General features: G+C 60.2%; 16 protein-coding genes. 5 read left to right on the top strand and 11 right to left on the bottom strand.

Going from position 1 to position 20442, the window contains the following annotated elements:
- Positions 1–22 precede the first annotated feature (22 nt).
- Both LZG00_12270 and LZG00_12275 read right to left on the bottom strand, forming a co-directional pair.
- Complete coding sequence (locus tag LZG00_12270; protein ID MCF3594771.1) at positions 23–943, bottom strand: ribokinase; 921 nt, start codon at positions 941–943, stop codon at positions 23–25.
- A gap of 24 nt (positions 944–967) precedes the next feature.
- A complete protein-coding gene (locus LZG00_12275) occupies positions 968–3223 on the bottom strand; it encodes an NADP-dependent malic enzyme (protein ID MCF3594772.1) in 2256 nt (751 codons plus the stop codon).
- Between the two features lie 175 nt (positions 3224–3398).
- Here LZG00_12275 and mutS point away from each other — a divergent pair, with 175 nt between their 5' ends.
- Positions 3399–6017, top strand: coding sequence for a DNA mismatch repair protein MutS (gene mutS, locus LZG00_12280; GenBank protein MCF3594773.1), 2619 nt, complete (start codon positions 3399–3401; stop codon positions 6015–6017).
- Positions 6018–6062: 45 nt separating this feature from the next.
- Here mutS and LZG00_12285 read toward each other — a convergent pair whose 3' ends face one another.
- Positions 6063–6590: a hypothetical protein gene (locus tag LZG00_12285; GenBank protein ID MCF3594774.1), complete on the bottom strand. Its 528-nt coding sequence runs from the start codon at positions 6588–6590 to the stop codon at positions 6063–6065.
- A 45-nt stretch (positions 6591–6635) separates the two neighbouring features.
- Here LZG00_12285 and LZG00_12290 point away from each other — a divergent pair, with 45 nt between their 5' ends.
- A complete protein-coding gene (locus LZG00_12290) occupies positions 6636–7547 on the top strand; it encodes a histone deacetylase family protein (GenBank protein MCF3594775.1) in 912 nt (303 codons plus the stop codon).
- Here LZG00_12290 and LZG00_12295 read toward each other — a convergent pair.
- The gene (locus LZG00_12295; protein ID MCF3594776.1) at positions 7544–8506 is read right to left on the bottom strand and encodes a phosphotransferase; all 963 of its coding nucleotides are present in this window, start codon (positions 8504–8506) and stop codon (positions 7544–7546) included. The two genes, LZG00_12290 and LZG00_12295, sit on opposite strands and share 4 nt — an antisense overlap.
- Positions 8507–8607: 101 nt before the next feature.
- On the opposite strand from LZG00_12295, the gene LZG00_12300 reads away from it, so the two are divergent.
- The 3 genes from LZG00_12300 to dxs are packed head-to-tail and all read left to right on the top strand — an operon-like array spanning position 8608 to position 11684.
- On the top strand, positions 8608–8850 hold the full coding sequence (locus tag LZG00_12300) for an exodeoxyribonuclease VII small subunit (protein ID MCF3594777.1): 243 nt from the start codon (positions 8608–8610) through the stop codon (positions 8848–8850).
- A 4-nt stretch (positions 8851–8854) separates the two neighbouring features.
- Entirely contained in the window at positions 8855–9718 is an 864-nt protein-coding gene (locus tag LZG00_12305; GenBank protein ID MCF3594778.1) for a polyprenyl synthetase family protein, read from the top strand.
- Positions 9719–9755: 37 nt separating this feature from the next.
- Positions 9756–11684, top strand: coding sequence for a 1-deoxy-D-xylulose-5-phosphate synthase (dxs, locus tag LZG00_12310; GenBank protein MCF3594779.1), 1929 nt, complete (start codon positions 9756–9758; stop codon positions 11682–11684).
- Here dxs and LZG00_12315 read toward each other — a convergent pair.
- From LZG00_12315 to LZG00_12345, 7 genes are all read right to left on the bottom strand, one after another.
- Entirely contained in the window at positions 11681–12262 is a 582-nt protein-coding gene (locus LZG00_12315) for an exopolysaccharide biosynthesis protein (protein ID MCF3594780.1), read from the bottom strand. The two genes, dxs and LZG00_12315, sit on opposite strands and share 4 nt — an antisense overlap.
- Before the next feature lie 31 nt (positions 12263–12293).
- The gene (locus LZG00_12320) at positions 12294–13109 is read right to left on the bottom strand and encodes an ion transporter (GenBank protein ID MCF3594781.1); all 816 of its coding nucleotides are present in this window, start codon (positions 13107–13109) and stop codon (positions 12294–12296) included.
- 4 nt (positions 13110–13113) lie between these two features.
- A complete protein-coding gene (locus LZG00_12325; GenBank protein MCF3594782.1) occupies positions 13114–13965 on the bottom strand; it encodes an SDR family oxidoreductase in 852 nt (283 codons plus the stop codon).
- Positions 13966–14096: 131 nt separating this feature from the next.
- Positions 14097–15005 carry an EamA family transporter RarD gene (gene rarD / locus LZG00_12330; protein MCF3594783.1) on the bottom strand — a complete coding sequence of 303 codons (909 nt, stop codon included), beginning with the start codon at positions 15003–15005 and terminating at the stop codon, positions 14097–14099.
- A gap of 66 nt (positions 15006–15071) precedes the next feature.
- Complete coding sequence (locus tag LZG00_12335; GenBank protein MCF3594784.1) at positions 15072–17519, bottom strand: FAD-dependent oxidoreductase; 2448 nt, start codon at positions 17517–17519, stop codon at positions 15072–15074.
- A gap of 68 nt (positions 17520–17587) precedes the next feature.
- Positions 17588–17989 carry a hypothetical protein gene (locus LZG00_12340; protein ID MCF3594785.1) on the bottom strand — a complete coding sequence of 134 codons (402 nt, stop codon included), beginning with the start codon at positions 17987–17989 and terminating at the stop codon, positions 17588–17590.
- Positions 17986–20439, bottom strand: a complete 2454-nt coding sequence (locus tag LZG00_12345) for an FAD-dependent oxidoreductase (protein ID MCF3594786.1) — start codon at positions 20437–20439, stop codon at positions 17986–17988. The genes LZG00_12340 and LZG00_12345 overlap by 4 nt, the downstream gene beginning before the upstream one ends.
- Positions 20440–20442: the final 3 nt, after the last annotated feature.

The following is a 20442-nucleotide window of genomic DNA, read 5'->3' on the forward strand; positions in this document are numbered from 1 at the left end:
ATAGGGACAGTGCGAGGCAATTTCAGGACGACGAATTGCGCAGGATCAGAGGCTCTTCTGGCGGGGTGTTTCGGAGCAGGAAAGTATCAACCTCTTGCGCAGTCGGGATCGCGTCGGCGGTGCCGGGGCGCGTGACCTGAATGGCAGAGGCGGCGGCGGCGCGGCGCATGGCTTGGGTCTTGTCGAGCCCTTGATCAAGGCCAGCAGCAAGAGTGCCGATGAAGCAATCGCCTGCGCCGGTGGTATCGACCGGGGTGGCCGCGAAGGCCGGAACATGGATTTCCTGATCATCCTGTAGGTCGTGCCAGGTCGCCCCATCGCTGCCGTGGGTGATCAGGAGATGCGGCACGTCGAGGCGCTTGAGTTCAATTCCGAGGGATTTGCTGAGCTGGGCGGCTTCAACCGCGTTCATCACCAGCATGTCGGTAAAGGGTAGCATTTCGCGCACCGCAGAAGCGGAAAAGGGTGCGGCGGAATAGATCACGTCAAGGCCGCGGGATTTGGCGATTTCGGCGGCTTCTAGCGTCAGGTTTGTTTCGTTCTGAAGGATCAGCATGTCACCGATGCTGGCCGCAGAAAGGGTGGATTGCACCTGTGTTAGAGACTGTTCCATGTTTGCGCCGGGAAAGATGACGATGGCATTTTCACCGCGCGGGTCGACATTGATGATGGCATGCGCAGTGGGTGTATCAAGGGTCGACACGTGGGCGGTATCGACGCCAAATTCGCGCAAGCGTTGCACTGTCCAAAGACCATCGCGCCCGATGGCGCCGATGTGAATCACCGTTGAGCCCGCCAGCGCGGCGGCGACAGATTGATTGGCACCCTTACCGCCCAGCCCGGTGGAATAGGCGGTAGCCGCCAAGGTTTCGCCGGGTGTAGGCAGATGCGGCACAGAATAGAACAGATCGGCATTGATTGAGCCGAGATTGTAAATTGTCATTGCCGCCCTCCCACGCGGGGCGCTTTAGCCAACCTTGCAGGCTGCCAGAACCGCCATGTTGAGGATATCGTTCACTGTCGAGTTAGAGGAACAAATCTGAATCGAGTTATCCACACCGGCAAGAATCGGCCCAATTACCGTTGCACCTGCCATTTCCTGCATCAGCTTGACCGAGATAGAGGCCGAATGTCTGGCCGGGACAATGAGAATATTGGCCGGTCCGGAAAGACGCGAGAACGGATAAGCGGCCCGAGTGGCGGGATTGAGCGCCACATCGACCGTCATTTCGCCATCATATTCGAAGTCGACCGCTCGCGTATCAAGCACTTCGGGGGCGAGGTGCATCTTTTCCGCCCGTTCGGACCGGGGGTAGCCGTAGGTCGAGAAAGACACGAAGGCGACGCGCGGTTCGAGCCCGAGATGGCGGGCCACATCTGCCGAACGTTCAGCGATATTGGCGAGATCTTCTTCATCGGGCCATTCATGCACCAGCGTGTCGGCAATGAGCACGATCCGGCCCTTGTGTAGCACGGCGGTGACGCCGACGGCACCATGTTCTGCATCGGCATCGAATACATGATTCATCAGATCGAGGACATGCGAAGATTTGCGGGTTGCCCCCGTAACCAGTGCATCGCCATGGCCATGGGCCACCATGAGCGCGGCGAATACATGGCGGTCACGTGCGGCGAGGCGGTGAATGTCGTGCCGATCAAAGCCTTTGCGTTGTAGACGATTATAGAGAAAATCTTTGTATTCCGCGAGATGCGGTGTGTTGGCGGCGTTGACGACTTCCAGTTCGCTCACCGCGTCGGCCATGCCTTCGGCTGTCAGCTTTTGGGTCACGTCGCTTTCGCGACCGACCACGATGGCCTTGCCCATGCCGGCACGTTGATATTGCACGGCGGCGCGCAACACGCGCGGATCGTCACCTTCGGCGAAGATCATCGTGGCCTGTGCCGCGCGGGCGCGGGCATTGAGACCGCGCAGAATAGCCGCAGTCGGGTCCATCCGGCTTTTCAGCGTCAGTTCGTATGCGTCCATGTCGATGATCGGACGGCGCGCGGCACCTGTATCCATGCCCGCGCGCGCTACGGCGGGCGGAATGGTGTGGATCAGGCGCGGATCGAACGGCGTTGGAATGATGTAATCGCGCCCAAAGGTCAGCTTTTTACCATAGGCGACGGCAACTTCGTCGGGCACATCTTCGCGCGCGAGTGCGGCCAGGGCCTCGGCGCAGGCGATTTTCATCTCGTCGTTGATGGCACGCGCATGAATGTCGAGCGCGCCGCGAAAGAGATACGGAAAGCCAAGCACGTTGTTGACCTGATTTGGATAATCCGAGCGTCCGGTGGCGACGATGGCATCTTCGCGCACGGCATGCGCCTCTTCGGGCGTGATTTCGGGATCGGGGTTGGCCATGGCGAAGATGACCGGATTGTCGTTCATCGCGGCGACCATCGCGGGGGTCACAGCGCCTTTGGCCGAGACACCGAGGAACACATCGGCACCCTGCATCGCCTCTTCGAGGGTGCGCAGTTTGGTGTCGACGGCATGCGCCGATTTCCATTGGTTCATGCCTTCGGTGCGGCCCTGATAGATCACGCCCTTGGTGTCGCAGGTGATGCAGTTCTCATGCCGCGCGCCCATGCGCTTGAGCAATTCGATACAGGCAATGCCCGCAGCGCCCGCGCCATTGAGGACGATCTTCACATCTTCGATTTTCTTGCCTGAAATATGCAGTGCGTTGATCAGACCGGCGGCGCAGATCACGGCGGTGCCGTGTTGGTCATCGTGAAAAACCGGGATGTCCATCTGCTCTTTAAGCGTCTGTTCGATGATGAAACACTCGGGCGCCTTGATATCTTCGAGGTTGATGCCGCCGAATGTCGGCCCCATCAGGCGCACGGCGTTGATGATTTCGTCGGGGTCTTCTGTGTCGAGTTCGATGTCGATCGAATTGACATCGGCAAAGCGTTTGAACAGCACCGCCTTGCCCTCCATCACCGGTTTGGAGCCGAGCGCGCCGAGATTTCCGAGGCCCAGAACGGCCGTGCCGTTTGAGATGACCGCGACGAGATTGCCCTTGTTGGTATAGTCATAAGCCAGTTCGGGATTGGCGGCGATATCCTCGCAAGGAACAGCGACGCCGGGAGAATAGGCCAGCGACAGATCACGTTGGGTGGTCATTGGCACGGTGGCGCTGATTTCCCACTTGCCGGGTGTCGGATCGGTATGAAACTGCAGCGCATCTTCGCGGGTAAACTTGTTCTTGGTCATTCATTTCTTCCGTGCGTGGGGCTTCTTGCCTCTTACATGGGGTTGGGCGGGCTCTCAACCGAAAGCGTTGCGGGGCGAAACAAGGCCTTTCACGCCGCCGCACGTGTTTGTAAGGTTCGCCGGAATTGGAAACCGGGGGGCTTTCGTGACATCTGCCAAATCTGCCGTAACGCCGATGATGGCGCAGTTTCTTGAGATCAAGGCCGGGTATCCGGGTGCTTTGCTGTTCTATCGCATGGGCGATTTCTATGAGCTGTTCTTTGACGACGCGGTGGCGGCGGCCGAGGCGTTGGATATTGCGCTGACCAAGCGGGGCAAGCATCTGGGCAAGGATATTCAGATGTGTGGTGTACCTTATCATGCCGCCGAGGGTTACTTGCTGACGCTGATCCGCAAGGGCTTTCGCGTGGCGGTGTGCGAGCAGATGGAGAACCCGGCAGAGGCCAAGAAACGCGGATCGAAATCTGTGGTTCGCCGTGAGGTGATACGGCTTGTCACGCCGGGGACATTGACGGAAGAGACACTGCTGGAGGCGCGGCGGCACAACTATTTGTGCGCATATGCCGAGGTGCGCGGTGAGGCAGCGTTGTCTTGGGTCGATATTTCGACGGGGGCGTTTCATGTTCTGGCCTTGCCGCCGGTACGGTTGGGGCCGGAACTGGCGCGGCTGGGCCCGTCCGAGGTGGTGGTATCAGAGGCGCAAGAAGCGGATTTGGCAGAAGTAGTGACCGAATCTGGCGCGTCAATCACAGCGCTGGGCCGTGCGGCGTTTGACAGCACGAGCGGAGAAAAGCGGCTGAAGGCGTTGTTTGGCGTCGGGGCGCTGGAAGGGTTCGGGCAGTTCACGAGGCCCGAATTGTCGGCGATGGGTGCCATCGTGGAATGGCTGGAAATCACCCAGAAGGGCAAGCTGCCGATTCTGCGGGCGCCGGTGCGCGAGGCGGCGGGACGCGTGATGCAGATTGACGCGGCTACGCGCACCAACCTGGAGTTGACGCGGGCGTTGTCAGGGGGGCGGCAGGGGTCGCTTCTGGCCGTAATCGACCGCACCGTGACGGCAGGGGGTGCGCGGCTGTTGGAGCGCCGGCTTTCTTCGCCTTCAAGGGTGCTTGACGTGGTGCATGGGCGACTGGATGCGGTGCAATTTGCGCTGGAACAGAGCCGCATTGCGACCGACCTGCGTGCGGCGTTGCGGCAGGTGCCGGATCTTGATCGCGCGCTTTCGCGGCTAGGGCTGGAGCGGGGGGGACCGCGCGATCTGGCTGCAGTGCGCGCGGCGCTGGGCCAGGCCGAGGCGATAGCCGGGACGCTGAATGAAGCGGAGTTGCCCGAAATTCTGGCCGAAGCGGTGGCGGCGCTCAGGGGGCATGAGGCCTTGCTTGATCTGCTCGATCAGGCGTTGGTGGCCGAGCCGCCCCTTTTGGCGCGCGATGGCGGGTTTATCGCCGAAGGTTATGACGAAGAACTGGATGAGTGCCGACGGCTGCGCGATGAAGGGCGCGGCGTTATTGCGGCGATGCAGGCGGATTATCAGAAGCTGACCGGGATTCAGAGCCTGAAGATCAAGCACAACAACGTGCTGGGTTACTTCGTGGAAGTCACGGCGACACATGCTGACAGAATGCTGTCTGAGCCACTGAGCGAGACCTTCAAGCATCGTCAGACCACGGCCAACCAGGTGCGTTTCACCACGGTGCCGCTGAGTGAGATGGAGACGAAGATATTGAACGCTGGGGGGCGGGCAATCGAGATCGAAAAGCGGCTCTATTCCAGCCTAAGTGCGTCAATTCTGGAGGTTTCAGACCGGCTTTTCGGGGTAGCGCGAGGGCTGGCGGAACTGGATCTGACAACGGCTTTGGCGGATCTGGCAAAGGGGGAGGACTGGGCGCGCCCGAAAGTGGATGACAGCCGCAAGCTGATTATTGAAGGCGGGCGGCATCCGGTGGTGGAACAGGCGTTGCGCGCGCAGGGTGGCGCGCCGTTCATTGCTAATGATTGCAGCTTGGGCGAGCAAGAGGATATCTGGCTTCTGACCGGGCCGAACATGGCGGGTAAATCGACGTTTCTCAGACAGAACGCGTTGATCGCGGTGCTGGCCCAGATGGGGTCTTATGTGCCGGCGGCGCGGGCAGAAATTGGAATGGTGAGCCAGTTGTTCAGCCGCGTCGGAGCGAGCGACGATCTGGCGCGGGGGCGCTCGACCTTTATGGTCGAAATGGTGGAAACTGCGGCAATCCTTAATCAGGCGGATGATCATGCGCTGGTGATTCTGGACGAAATCGGGCGCGGCACGGCGACTTATGATGGGCTATCGATCGCTTGGGCGACGATGGAGCATTTGCATGATGTGAATGGCTGTCGGGCGTTGTTCGCCACGCATTATCACGAGATGACCAGCCTGTCGGCCAAGCTTGACCGGGTGGAGAATGCCACTGTCGCGGTCAAGGAATGGGACGGCGACGTGATCTTTCTGCATGAAGTGAAGAAGGGTGCGGCGGATCGCTCGTACGGGGTGCAGGTGGCCAAGCTGGCTGGGCTTCCTGCTGCCGTGGTGGCGCGGGCCAAGGTTGTGTTGGAGGCGCTGGAGAAGGGCGAGCGCGAGGGCGGCGGCAAGGCCAAGGCCCTGATCGACGACTTGCCGTTGTTTGCCGCGATGCCGGTGCAGGCAGAGCCAGTGAAAGCGAAGGAAAGTGCGGTCGATGTGTTGTTGGACGGGCTGCACCCGGACGAGATGTCGCCGAGGGAGGCGTTACAGGCGCTGTATGATTTGAAAGAGGCGTTGAAGAGCAAGTGAGGTGTGCGCAATATGTGCACGAGGCGAGTTAGGCAATGTTAGAGCCTAATTCACGCCGCAAACGTTGGGGATCGGGTGATCGTCTTTGAAGTCGGTGACGGGGATCGGGCGAAGGCTGGTTTGAACCGAAGTCTTGGCACCTCTGCCTTTGGTCAGGAAACCCCGCCCGGTTAGCAGGTTGAGATCACATTTGCCGCTGTTGGCGAGATCAAGCGTGTCATACCAATCATAGGTGTAGCCAACGACTTTGTAAGCACCTTGCCGGTGGGCGATGGTCAGGGTGAGGTGCCAACGGTTGCGCCCGATGGAATCATTCATCGAGCGGAGCAGGACCGAACCGTTGGGCGCGCGTGCGAGTTCGGGCTTTTGGCCGATGCCGCCACTCCAGGCGATACCCTGGGCGATGACCACGTCGCCGCCGGTGTTTTCGATGTGCAAATCGACCAGGCCGTCACGGGTGATCAGGGTGAATCGTTCGGATTTGCCGTCACCATTAAGATCGGAGGACACGGTTTGCGCAGTGGCGGGCAGGGCGAGGCATAAGAGAGTGAGAGCAAGAGATAAAGAGCGCATCTGGCGGGCCTTGTCAGTTGGGGCGGAATGGCGTTTGTTGGCGAAATGAACACATTATTGATAACACATCCCGAATGCCGCAACCATATGACGCCGATGGGACATCCCGAGCAGGTGGCGCGGTTGAGTGCGGTGGAAACCGCGTTGGCCGGGTTGGGCGATTTGCACCGGCGCGAGGCGCCACTTTGCTCTGACGGGGACATCTTACGCTGTCATCCGCAGGCCTATCTGGACCGGATCGCGGGGCATGGTGCAGGGCAGCTTGATGGCGATACCTGGATGTCGGCGGGCTCGATGCAGGCCGCGCGCCGGGCTGTTGGAGGAGCGCTGGCTGCGGTGGATGCTGTGATAGCGGGGGAGGTGAAGAACGCGTTTGTTGCCTGCCGCCCGCCGGGGCATCATGCCGAGAAGGCGACGCCGATGGGGTTTTGCCTGTTTGGTAACGTCTCTATTGCAGCCAAACACGCGCTTGATGTCCATGGATTGAACCGCGTGGCGGTGATCGATTTTGACGTACATCACGGCAATGGAACGCAGGATCTTCTGTGGGATGAGCCACGCGCATTGGTTGCCACGTCGCAGCAGTTCCCGCTTTGGCCCGGCACCGGGCGAGCGGAGGAACGTGGCGGGCATGACAACGTTTTGAACGTGCCGCTGGCGCCGGGGAGCGGCGGGGCGGAGATGCGGGCCGAGTATGAAAGCCAGATTTTCCCACGGGTGGACGAGTTTGCGCCCGAGATGATTTTGATCTCGGCCGGGTTTGATGCCCACGCGGATGATCCGCTGGCAAATTTGAACTGGCTCGATGACGATTTCGCTTGGCTTACCGAGCAGATTTGCACGCTGGCCGCGAAGCATTGTGAGGGGCGCGTCGTTTCAGTTCTTGAAGGGGGTTATGAGCTTGACGCGCTGGGGAGATGTGCGGCTATGCATGTGCGCGGGTTGATGGCGGGTTAGGTAATTTGCTTTAGGTCGCGGAGCACGGTTCGCGCCATGGTTTCGGCCTTGGCAAGGCGAGGTTCGGGCATTTGGGGGTGTTCGACTTTGATCAGCGTCTCGAACGCGATCATGAAGGGCAGATGCGCCTCGCGTTCAAGCGGAGACATCTCAAACGCATCCGCGAAGGCATGGAACGAGGCGGCATCAACACCGAAATGACGCGCGCCCGAGAAGGGTTTTGCGCGGCGCGCCATATGCGTAAGGGCGCGGGCGATGTCCTTGACGATGGGCATGCGACCGGAACCGCCGGTGTCGATGCCAACGAGCGCCTCGCCATTCAGGATCAGGTTGTTGAGGTGGAAATCACCATGCGAGATGGCGGTGCGGCAATCGGTATCGTGCAAGGTGCGACCCAGGCGTTTCATGCGGCGCAGGATGCGGGCTTCGATGTCGCGCAGGGCCGGGTGGGGCTGGGCCGCGGCGGTCTCGGTGGCTTTGTTGTGCCAGCGGCGGAAGTTCAGCGGTTTGAGTTCGGTGGTCGGGGTAGTGTAGGCGTTGAGCCAATCGGCGGCGCGGGCAATCAGCGGTTGGAGGGTCTCGGGTTCGGCGCGGCGCAGTTGGGTGAACAGCGGCGTGCCGGGGACGTGTGCAATCGACATTAGCCCCGTGTTAGGGTCGAAACTTATCGGTTCGACCACACAGAGAGGAGGGTTGGACATATAGGTGTAAGCGCGGGTGAGTTCGGCCCATTCGCGGGCGAAATCGGTGCGCCCGGCGTCATCCAAGGGTAAGCGGAAGACCACCTCTTGTCCGTTGAGCCGCCCGCGAAACAGCGCGCGCTTACCAGGGACGAGGCGCATGGGTTCTATGACTTCGGCGTCGTGACCCGAGGCGGCGAGCAGTTCTTCAAGCCGTTGCGATGCGGCCAGGGCCTGATCCGGGTAGAGCTTGAGATTGCTGGTTGTGACCACGTTCATGGTGGTTAGCATCGGAGGCAACGTGCCGCCCGTCAACCGAATTGAACCGGGACCAATGCGGGAGTAAGGTGGCGCGAAACCCAAGTTCCGGAGAGAGCAAGATGAGCGACCGTCCCGTAGCGGAAATGACATTTGAAGAGGCCATGGCCGAGTTGGAACAGGTGGTGGGCCAGTTGGAACGGGGTGATGTTGCACTGGAAGATTCGATCAAGCTCTATGAGCGCGGCGCAGAGCTTAAGAAACGCTGTGAGAGCAAGCTTAAGGAAGCCGAAGAAAAGGTGGCGGCGATCACGCTGGACGGGGAGGGGCAGCCCACGGGATTGAAGCCGGTCGAGGGGCTTTGAGTCCATGTTCGGGTCGGTTTTGCGTGGCGACGCCAAGACGATAGATGCATGCCTTGAGCGGGTGATCGGGGGCGATTTACCGCTTAGAGCGGCGATGCGCCATGCGGTAAGTGGCGGCAAGGGTATGCGCGGCTTTCTGGTGATGGAATCGGCGCGGCTGTTTGGTGTTGCGCCCGAACAATCGGTGTGGCCGGGTGCGGCGATTGAGGCGTTGCACGCTTATAGCCTTGTGCACGATGATCTGCCTTGCATGGATGATGACGATCTGCGCCGGGGGCGGCCGACGGTGCATCGCAAATGGGATGAGGCGACGGCGGTATTGGCCGGGGATGCGCTGCAAACGTTGGCGTTTGAGCTGTTGGCGCGCGAAGAGACCAGCCCCGAGCCGCAGGTGCGTGCCGATCTGGTACTGAGTCTGGCGCGGGCGGCGGGGGCGAGCGGTATGGTCTTGGGGCAGGCGTTGGATATTGCCGCCGAGAGCGCGACAGTGCCTTTGACGCTGGAGCAGATTACGCGGTTGCAGGCGGGCAAGACCGGTGCGTTGATAACATGGTCGGCTTGCGCGGGGGCGCGGCTGGCGGGGGCGGATCTGGCGCCGCTAACGGCTTATGGTGATGCGTTGGGGTTGGCCTTTCAGATTGCCGATGATGTCCTGGATGTAGAGGGCGATGCGAAAGAGGTCGGCAAGGCCGTGGGCAAGGATGCCGAGGCCGGGAAAGCCACGTTTGTTTCGCTTCTGGGGCTGGAGGGAGCGAAAAGCCGTGCGGCGGAGCTTGTTGAAAGCGCATGCGACGCCTTATCGTGCTATGGCGAAAGGGGCGAAACCTTGCGTGAAGCCGCGCGTTTCGTTATTGCGCGCCGAAACTGATACGCCCGGCCTGAATGAAACCCCAGAAGGGGAACCAATGTCTGACAAACCGCAAACTCCGCTTTTGGACACCGTGCAGGTGCCAGCCGATCTCAAGCGGCTGAGCGATGCGCAGTTGCGCCAACTGGCCGGTGAACTGAGGGCAGAGACGATTTCGGCTGTGTCAGAGACAGGTGGGCATTTGGGTGCAGGGCTTGGGGTTATCGAACTCACCGTGGCGTTGCATCATGTGTTTGACGCGCCCAAGGACAAGATCATCTGGGATGTGTCGCATCAATCCTATCCTCACAAGATTTTGACCGGGCGGCGGGACCGGATTCGCACCTTGCGCAAGAAGGGTGGTCTGAGCGGTTTTACCAAGCGCACCGAGAGCCCCTACGATCCATTTGGTGCAGCGCATTCGAGCACGTCGATCAGTGCGGCGCTGGGCTTTGCCGTGGCGCGCGATCTGGGCGGCGCCTGCCCCGAGGGGTTGGGAGATGCTATTGCCGTAATCGGCGATGGCGCGATGAGCGCGGGCATGGCGTTTGAAGCGATGAACAACGCCGGGCATCTCAACAAGCGGCTGATTGTAATCCTGAATGACAACGACATGAGCATTGCGCCGCCGGTCGGGGCGTTTTCAAGCTATCTCAGCCGTTTATATGCCGGTGAGCCGTTTCAGGAATTCAGAGCCGCCGCGAAGGGGGCCGTGAGCCTTCTGCCGGAGCCGTTTCGTGAGGGAGCGAAGCGTGCCAAGGACATGCTGAAAGGCATGGCAGTGGGCGGGACGTTGTTTGAAGAGCTTGGCTTTTCGTATGTCGGGCCGATTGACGGGCATGATCTTGAGCAGCTTTTGCCAGTTTTGCGCACGGTAAAGGCACGCGCGAACGGGCCGATTTTGGTTCACGTGCTGACCAAGAAGGGCAAGGGGTATGCCCCGGCAGAGCGGGCCGATGACAGGGGCCATGCAACCGCGCGGTTTGATGTGGTGACTGGCAAACAGCAAAAGGCATCGAGTAATGCGCCGAGTTATACCAGCGTTTTTGGCAAGACGCTGGTTGAGCTGGCGGCGAAGGATGACAAAATCTGTGCGATCACGGCGGCTATGCCGGATGGCACGGGGCTGAACCTGATGGCTGAGAGATACCCCAGCCGTTGTTTTGATGTGAGTATTGCCGAGCAGCATGGTGTGACCTTCTGTGCCGGGTTGGCCGCCGGGGGGATGAAGCCGTTTTGCGCGATTTATTCGACGTTCTTGCAACGGGGTTATGACCAGGTGGTGCATGATGTGGCGCTGCAAAACCTGCCAGTGCGCTTTGCGGTGGATCGTGCCGGTCTGGTCGGGGCGGATGGCGCGACCCACGCGGGGGCGTTTGATGTCGCCTATCTCGCCAACCTGCCCAACATGGTGGTGATGGCGGCTGCGGATGAGGCCGAGCTGAAACATATGGTGGCCACGGCGGCGGCGCATGATAGCGGGCCGATTGCGTTCAGATATCCGCGCGGTGAGGGCGTGGGTGTGGATATGCCCGAGGTGGCGCAGGTATTGGAGATCGGCAAGGGCCGGGTGATCCGCGAAGGTGGGCGCGTTGCGATCTTAAGTTTTGGCACGCGGCTCAAGGAAGTGATGAAAGCCGCCGAGGCACTGGAGGCGAAGGGGATTTCGCCGACCATCGCGGATGCGCGTTTTGCCAAGCCGCTGGATCGGGAGATGATTCTTGGGCTGGTGCGCACCCATGAGGCGTTGATCTCGATTGAAGAGGGCGCTGTGGGCGGGTTTGGCAGCCATGTGGCGCAATTGCTGGCGGATGAGGGCGTGTTTGATGACGGGCTGAAATTCCGCGCGATGGTGCTGCCGGATAGTTTTATTGATCAGGCCAGCCCCGAAGACATGTATGCCGCGGCTGGACTGAATGCGGAGCACATCGAGGCGAAGGTTCTGGATGTGTTGGGTGTGGCGCGGATTGACAGCAAGCGGGCCTAACTTAGCAGATACCAGAGCGCGGCGAAGCTGAGGCCGATCTGAAGATAGCCGAGAAGCGTGAACAGCCCGTCGCGGGCCAGAAGGCCGACGGCGAGCAGGCTGATCGCGACTGCGAAGACCGACGTGACCATTGGCAACACTTCGAGAAACGGGATCAACAGGCAAATCCCGAGGATCACGATCAGGGTGAGTATGTTAAGCGGTCGCGAGGTGAGAAGTCTGAGCCGCCGGTCTGTGTGCCGGTCACCCCAAGAGGCCACCGGGCGAAGCCAGCGGACCGCTTTTTGCAGGCGTTTTGATTTGATACTGCGCCGCGTCAGGGTGGCTGGCATCCAGACATGCGGGCGGCCTGTGAGTTTTTGCAGGGTGATCAGGAAGATGATCGTGGCGCCTATTGTGGGCAGGCCAAGAATGCCTGAGAGCGGCGAGACGAGGATAAGAGAGGGGATCAGGATGAGCGGAGCGAAGCTCTGATCTCCGGTTTCCTGCAGCACGTTGTCGAGCGAGACTGTTCCGTCTTGCCCGGCGTCGTCGAGCGCGTCGAGGATGTCGGATAAGGTGCGGATTTCGTGGTTCATGCGGGTTTAACGCGCGGTGGGGTGAAAAGGTTCAAATTGACGGGGGGCGGCGGGATTGGTCGTTGGAAGGTTTGCGGGAGGTGGTGAGGTTGTCGAGCCTGGCATTGAGTGCATCGAGCCTCGCCAGAACATCATCACGGTAGGCGTCGGTGTTGGCGGCGTCTTCGGCGTGATGAGCGTCTTGCATGGAGTTCACGATAAGGCCGACCAGCAGGTTCACAACCGCGAAGGTGGTGACGATGATGAACGGCACGAAGAACGCCCAAGCCAAGGGGTAGACATCCATCACCGGGCGCACGATGCCCATCGACCAGCTTTCCAGTGTCATGATCTGAAACAGGGAATAGGCCGAGTTTCCGAGCGTGCCGAACCAGTCAGGGAAGCTGTTGCCAAAGAGTTTGGTGGCGATGACCGCGCTGATGTAAAAGATGAGGCCCATCAGCAGGAAAACCGAGCCCATGCCGGGGACTGCGCGGATGAAGCCTTCGACGACGCGGCGCAGAGAGGGCGCGACCGAAATCACCCGCAGAACCCGAAGGATGCGCAGCGCGCGCAGGGCCGAGAAGCCCTGACCTGCGGGCACGAGGGAAATGCCGACGATCACGAAATCGAAGATGTTCCAGCCATTGCGAAAGAAGCGCGGGCCGTATGCGATAAGTTTGAGTGCGATTTCCACAACAAAGATGGCGAGGCAGATGTAATCAAGCGTGACGATCAGCGCGCCAGAGGCTTGCATGACAGTCTTGGAAGTTTCCAGACCGAGGATGATCGCGTTGAAGGCGATTACTGCGGTGATGAAGCCGGTAAAGCGGGAGCTTTCGACCAGGGCAGCGAGGTGTTGGCGCATGCGTTCAGTTTTCCTTGGCCAGGAGGGCGGGGAGGCCATCGCGATAGCTTGGATAGAGCAGAGAGACGCCAAGCTCCTGCTTGATCCGGTCGTTATGCACGCGTTTGGATTCGGCATAGAAGCTGCGTGCCATTGGTGTCATTTCAGCAGTCGTATAGCTTTCTTCGGGCGGCGGTGGCATACCGAGCAACTCAGCAGCATGGGCGAGAACATCCTGCGGCGGGGCGGGATCATTATCGCAGACATTGTAGATTGCGCCGGGATTGGGCCGCTTGATCGAGGCAAGAAGGGTTTGCGCGATGTCATCGACATGGATGCGCGAGAACACCTGATTTGGCTTGATAATGCGTCGGGCCGTGCCGTGTCGCACCTTGGCGAATGGGCCGCGACCGGGGCCATAGATACCGGCGAGGCGGAAAATATGCAGTGGAGTGCCGAGCTGTTGCCATTGGCGTTCGGCCAGGACGCGGTGGTGACCGCGTTTGGTGGAGGGCGTGAGGGGGGTCGTTTCATCGACCCAGCCACCTTGGTGATCGCCATAGACGCCCGTTGTGGAGAGATAGCCGACCCATTCAAGATTTGGTGCGTATTGGGCCATATCAGAGCCGAATTCGGCAATCACGGGGTCGCCGTTTTCATCCGGTGCAGCAGAGAGCAGCAGATGTGTCGCCTTGGCCAGTGCAGGGCGCGGATCGGTGCCGGGCCAGAGGATCGGGGCGACGCCCTGCGCCGCGATGGCGTCAAGACGCTCCGGGTCACGGGTGGTGCCATGGAGCGCCCAACCCAGAGGGGTGAGGAGCCGGGCGAGCGCCGTGGCGGAGTATCCATGGCCGAAGGTGAGAAGCGTTTTTGTCATAGTGCTTTATCTGCTGTGCGGGGCGGGGGAAATCAAGAGTGCAGAGGCGGCCAGAGGCATGTCGTCGGGGGGCGTGTTGCACAGGGTGGCAGAAATGGGGGCCAGCCCCCATACCCCCCGGATATTTCCGGTCAGAGGAAGGGGCGGGCCCGGCGTGCGGCACGCAGTTGGCGGAACATCACCGTGGTGTAGAGGATGAGGGCCAGCCAGATCATCGGAAAGGCAATCATCCGGGCGCGTCCGAAGGGTTCGTCGAAGACAAAAACGCCGATGAGCATGATCATCGTGGGTGCAGTGTATTGCAGGATCGCCATGGTCGAGAGCCGCAACAATTTGGCACCGTTCGCATAAAGCAAGAGCGGCACAGCCGTGGCCACACCGGTGCCGAGCAGCAACCACGTATTGGCAGCGCCGGAATTGGCAAAATGGTTGTCGCCGGTGGCTATTAGCCAGGCGATATAGCCAAGTGCGGGCGGCGTGAGGATCAGCACTTCGAGCAGGAAGCCCTGATTTGGGCCGATAGGCAGCGATTTCTTGAAGAAGGCGTAAAAGCCCCAGGTGAACGTGAGGGTGAGTGCGACCCAGGGGACCGAGCCATTATCAATCGTGAGGATCACAACAGCGACAGCGGCGAGGCCGATGGCGACCCATTGCAGCGGTTTAAGTCGTTCGCCCAGCAATACGGCGGCGAGGAACACCGAAAACAGCGGGTTGATGTAATAGCCAAGAGCGGCATCGAGCGCGTGGTCTGAGATGATCGCCCAGATGTAGACGCCCCAGTTTACGGTGATGAGTGAGGCCGTGATGCAGCCCATGGCCAGCATTTTCGGGGTGCGCAGGGCGGTGCGGATATCATCGGTGCGCCCCAAAAGAACCAAGAGCGCGCCCGCAATGGGCACCGACCAAATGATCCGATGCGCGACAACCTCGGCCGGGGAAATGTGGCTAAGCAACTTCATATAAAGAGGCAGAAACCCCCAGATGGCATAAGCGCCGAGCGCGTAGGCAAGCCCCGCCGGTGTGTCGCGATCTTCTCTCATGGCGCTTTGCCTCCTTGGCATTGGCTTAGCGCCAGTTTGGCGGATGTTCCAGTAGGCGTGGAGGCGTCAGGCTTTCACACGCTCTGACGTTGGGTCGTAGAGCGGTTTGAGGGAAGCTTGCGCCGCAACACGGGTGCCCATGACGTCGATCTCATAGGTGGAGGCGAGCACATCTGAGGCGCTTTCGCCGGGGCAGGGCACATACCCCATGCCGATGGCAGCACCGAGCGTATGGCCATAGGCACCTGAACTGAGATAGCCGACGATCTCGCCATTCCGCAGGATCGGCTCGTTGTGATAGAGGAGCGGTTCGGGGTCTTGCAGCACGAATTGGACCATGCGGGATTGCGGACCGTCGGCCTTGCGTTTGAGTACGGCCTCGCGGCCGATGAAATCGGGTTTGCTTGTGTGGACGGCGAAACCGAGACCCGCGTCGATCACATGATCTTCGGGGGTGATATCGTGGCCGAAATGGCGGAAAGCCTTTTCGATGCGGCAAGAATCCATCATGTGCATGCCGCAGAGTTTGAGATTCATCTCTTGCCCTGCTTCCCAGAGAGTTTCAAAGGCGTGACCGGCCATGTCGGCGCTGATGTAAAGCTCCCAGCCAAGCTCACCCACGTAGCTGACGCGGTGGGCGCGGGCGAGGCCCATGCCAAGTTCGATTTCTTGCGCGGTGCCGAACGGATTCGTGTCGTTCGAGAAGTCGTTGGGCGAAACGGCCTGCAAGAGCTGGCGCGCGTTGGGGCCCATGACGGCAAGAGTGCCTTCGGCGGCGGTAATATCTGTAATTGTGGCTCTATCATTGCCCAAATGGCGCCTTAGCCATGTTTCATCATTGAGCCGTGTGGCGGCGGGGGTAACGACAAGATAGGCCGTTTCAGACAAGCGTGTGACGGTCACATCGGCCTCGATGCCACCTGTTGGGTTTAGAAACTGGGTATAGACGATCTTGCCCGGAGCAACCTGCATTTCGGCGCCGCAAACACGATTGAGGAAGGCTGTGGCATCGGGGCCTTCGACGCGGATCTTGCCAAATGAGGACATGTCATACATTCCGACATTCTCGCGAATGGCGCGATGTTCGCGGACAGCGTTGTCGAACCAGTTCTGGCGTTTCCAGGTGTATTGATATTCGCGCTCTTGTCCGGGATCGGCGAACCAATTGGCGCGCTCCCACCCGGCAATTTCGCCCATGACGGCGCCGTTTTGCAGAAGATGGTGATGGAACGGGGTGCGCCGGATGCCACGCGCGGTAGCCTTTTGACGGTAAGGGAAATGATCGGCATAGAGCAGACCGAGGGTCTCTTTCGAGCGTTCGAAGAGGTAGGTCTTGTTGCCCTGAAAGGGTTGCATCCTGGCAATATCGACATCGCCCAGATCGAAAGGCTTTTCGCCCGTATCCATCCAGGAGGCCAGCGCCATGCCAGCGCCGCCCGCCGATTGGATGCCGACGGAGTTAAACCCGGCAGCGACCCAGACATTGTCCATCTCGGGCGCGAGGCCGAGGTGATAGGCATCATCCGGGGTGAAGCTCTCGGGGCCGTTAAAGAAGGTGTGGATTCCGGTTTCGGCGAGCATGGGCATACGGTTGACTGCCATTTCGAGGATCGGCTCGAAATGGTCGAAATCTTCGGGAAGCTGGTCGAACTCGAAATCGGGGGAAATGCCGGCCATGCCCCAGGGCTTGGAGACCGGTTCAAACGCGCCAAGCATCAATTTGCCTGCGTCTTCCTTGTAGTAGGCGCATTCATCGGGAACACGTAGGACGGGAAGCTGGGTGAGGCCTGCGATTGGTTCGGAGACGATATAGAAATGTTCGCAGGCGTGAAGCGGAACATTGATACCGGCCATGCGGCCTATCTGATGGCCCCACATCCCGGCACAATTGACGATATGGTCGCAGGTGATATGGCCCGAGGTGCCATCTTCACCTTGCCAGTCAACACCAGTGATACGGTGGCCCTTTTTGGCGATATTAGAGACCGACACGCGTTCCTGAACGATAGCGCCGCGTTGACGCGCGCCTTTGGCGAGGGCGAGAGCGATGTTGGCGGGATCGCCCTGGCCGTCCTTGTCAAGATAGACGCCGCCCTTGACTCCATCGAGATTGAGATGGGGATAGCGGGCGCCGACCTCAGAAGGGGTGATCTCTTCGATATCGACGCCGAAGGCGCGCGCCATGGCGGCAGAGCGATAGATTTCTTCAAGGCGTTCATCGGTGAGTGCAGCCGTGATTGAGCCGACGCGCTTGAAGCCGGTGGCGACACCGGTTTCGGCCTCAAGACTACCGTAGAGTTCTTGGGAATACTTTGCCAGTTTGGTCATGTTGGCGGTTGCGCGGAGTTGAGCGATGAGGCCGGCGGCGTGCCAGGTGGTGCCCGAGGTGAGCTGTTTGCGCTCAAGCAGGATCACGTCTTTCCAGCCAAGTTTGGTGAGGTGATAGGCGACGGAACAACCGACGATGCCGCCGCCGATAATGACAACGCGGGCGTGAGTGGGAAGAGTAGGCATACCATGGCTCCTGTGCGTTCGGGAAGAGGGCAGGAGTGGGGGCCAACCCCCACACCCCCGGGATATTTTCAGTCAGAGGAAAAGCTAGGCCAACATTTGGTGCGCATGGCAAAAAGGGCGGAAAGGAGGAGTGTGACGCTGGTCCAAAGGGTGATCCAGCTGAAATACCAGTTGCGCCCTGCTGTTGCGTTGAAGTCCTCGGCGCTGACGAAGGCGGTTTTGGCGAAAGCAGCCGTAAAAGCGGCAGCGATCAGCGCGAGAAGGGCGGCAAGTGCGATCCATAGAGGGTTGATCGCGAAAATACGGGCAGCGAGAAAAAGCACGAGGCCGATCGGCGCGCCGATCAGACCAGAGCGCGCGGCCCACCACGGATGCGCGCCGAGTGCCTGGGAAAGGCCCCACCAAGAGGCAGCGGCGAGAGTAAGCGCAATTGCCACGGCAAAGATGGCATCCATGGGTGAGAGTTTCATGTGCGAATCCTTTCGTTTTGAGGATCCCAAAGGGGTTGGTCGGGTTCGACCGTGGCCTTGCGGCGGGTGCCGTAGATTTCGACTTCTATTTCGGTTCCTGGCGTGGCCAGATCGGCTCTGACCATGCCCAAAGCGATGGATTTTTCGATCCGGTAACCCCAGCCGCCCGAGGTTGTTTCACCGACGATTTCACCATCATGCCAGAGGGTGGACATATATGGGGCGTCGGCTTCGCCTGCGTCGACCGTGAGGGTGACGAAGCGCTTTTTCACGCCGCGCTGCTTTTCGGCGAGAAGGGCTGTCTTGCCGGGGAAATCCTGTGGTTTGTCGAATTTAATGAACCGATCAAGGCCGCCTTCGAGAAGGGAGTAATCGGTGGAAAGATCGCCCTTCCAGGCGCGGTAGCCTTTTTCGAGGCGTAGGGAGTTGAGCGCATACATGCCGAAAGGTTTGGCACCCGCAGAGAGCACGGCGTCGTAGATTGTGGGGAGGTCTTGATTGTCGGCATGGATTTCCCAGCCGAGTTCTCCGGCGAAGGAGACCCGTAGGAGCATCGCAGCCTGTCCCGCGACGGTGGCGGTCTGGCGCGAAAGCCACGGGAGGGTGAGGTCGGCATCTGATATCTCGGCCATCAGCGCGCGGGACTTGGGACCGGAGACGATGAGTGTGCCGTATTCGTTGGTGTGATCGGTTAATTCAATTTCAGACGTTTTGGGGAGGTTATGTCTGAGGTGCTCGAAATCATGCCATTGGGCGGCGGCTGCTGTGATCAGGGTGAACAATTCCTCGTCGTGGCGGATGATCGACATTTCGGTGAGGATGCGGCCGCGATGGTCGGGGAAATAGGCCAGGTTCATGCGGCCGACCTTGGGCAATGCCCCGGCAATCAGGCCGCGCAGCCATTCGGCAGCGCCATCGTTGCGCAGGGTGAAGCGCGAGAAACCAGGCAGATCGAGCACGCCGACATGATCGCGCACGGCTTCGCATTCTTCGCGAACGCGCGTGGCCCAAGGGCCAGCGCGATTCCAGGTTTGGGTGGCGTCATGCGAGGTGTCATCGCCGGGTTGGGCGAACCAGTTGGCGCGTTCCCAACCATTATAGGCGCCCATGACGCCGCCGAGGGCTTTGATGCGGTCATGCACGGGCGAGAGTTTGCGGTCGCGCCCGGCGGGCCATTCGTGATGCGGGAAATGCATGGCGTATTCGTTGCCATAGGTCTCCATTCCCTTGGCGACGCAATAGGCGGGGTCGGTGTAATCGGTGTAGCGGCGCGGATCAACGGCCCACATGTCCCATTCGGGCGCACCCTCGACGATCCATTCGGCCAGCACCTTGCCCGCGCCGCCGCCTTGGGCGATGCCGAAGGTAAAGACGCAAGCCTCAAAGGCATTTTTGACGCCGGGCATTGGGCCGAGCAGCGGCAGGCCATCGGGGGCATAGGGGATTGGGCCGTTGATCACCCGGCTGATACCGGAGGTGCCGAGAAGGGGCACGCGCTCCATTGCGTCGGTTACGATGTCTTCGATGCGGTCGAGATCGTCGGGGTAGAGTTGGAAGCTAAAATCATCCGGCATTGGATCATCGGGATTGACCCAATGGGCGCGGCAGTTGGGTTCGTAAGGGCCGAGATTGAAGCCGTTTTTTTCTTGCCGCAGGTAGTAAGAAACGTCGACATCGCGCAAAAGAGGCAGTTTAGAGCCTGATTTCTTGCTCCAAGCTGTGATTTCGGGGATTTCTTCGGAGAGTAGATATTGATGGCTCATAACCATCATTGGCACGGTGCGCCCGCCGTAGGGTTTGAACCATTCTCCGACGCGCTGGGCGTAGTATCCGGCGGCGTTGACGACGTAGTCGCAGGCGATATCGCCTTTCTCAGTGTGGACCGTCCATGTGCCGTCGTCATGCTGGGTCACGCCGGTGGCGGGGGTGAAGCGGTGAATGGACTGGCCCATGTCACGCGCACCCTTGGCCAGAGCCTGGGTTAGCTGGGCTGGGTCGATATCGCCGTCATGCGGATCGTAGAGCGCGCCAGCGAGATCGTGGGTTTCAAGGAAGGGGTAGCGGGCCTTGGCTTCTTCGGGAGTCAGGATTTCGATGTCCATGCCCTGATAAAGGCCCATGCCCTTGGCGCGCTCAAACTCCTGCATCCGCTCTTTGGTATGTGCGAGCCGAAGCGAGCCGGTTTGGTGATAGTTCATCGGGTAGTCGACCTCGTCTCCGAGGCGGGCGTAAAGCTCGGTCGAATAGCGTTGCATGTTCATGATCGACCAGGAGGTCGAGAAGGTCGGAACGTTGCCCGCTGCGTGCCATGTGGACCCGGCGGTGAGTTCGTTTTTTTCGAGCAGCACGCAATCGCTCCAACCCTTGAGGCCGAGATGATAGAGTACTGAGGCGCCAATGACGCCGCCCCCGATAATGACGACGCGGGCTTGGGCGGGCAGATCGGACATGGT

The organism is Rhodobacteraceae bacterium LMO-JJ12 (assembly GCA_021555075.1).
Taxonomy (GTDB): domain Bacteria; phylum Pseudomonadota; class Alphaproteobacteria; order Rhodobacterales; family Rhodobacteraceae; genus JAKGBX01.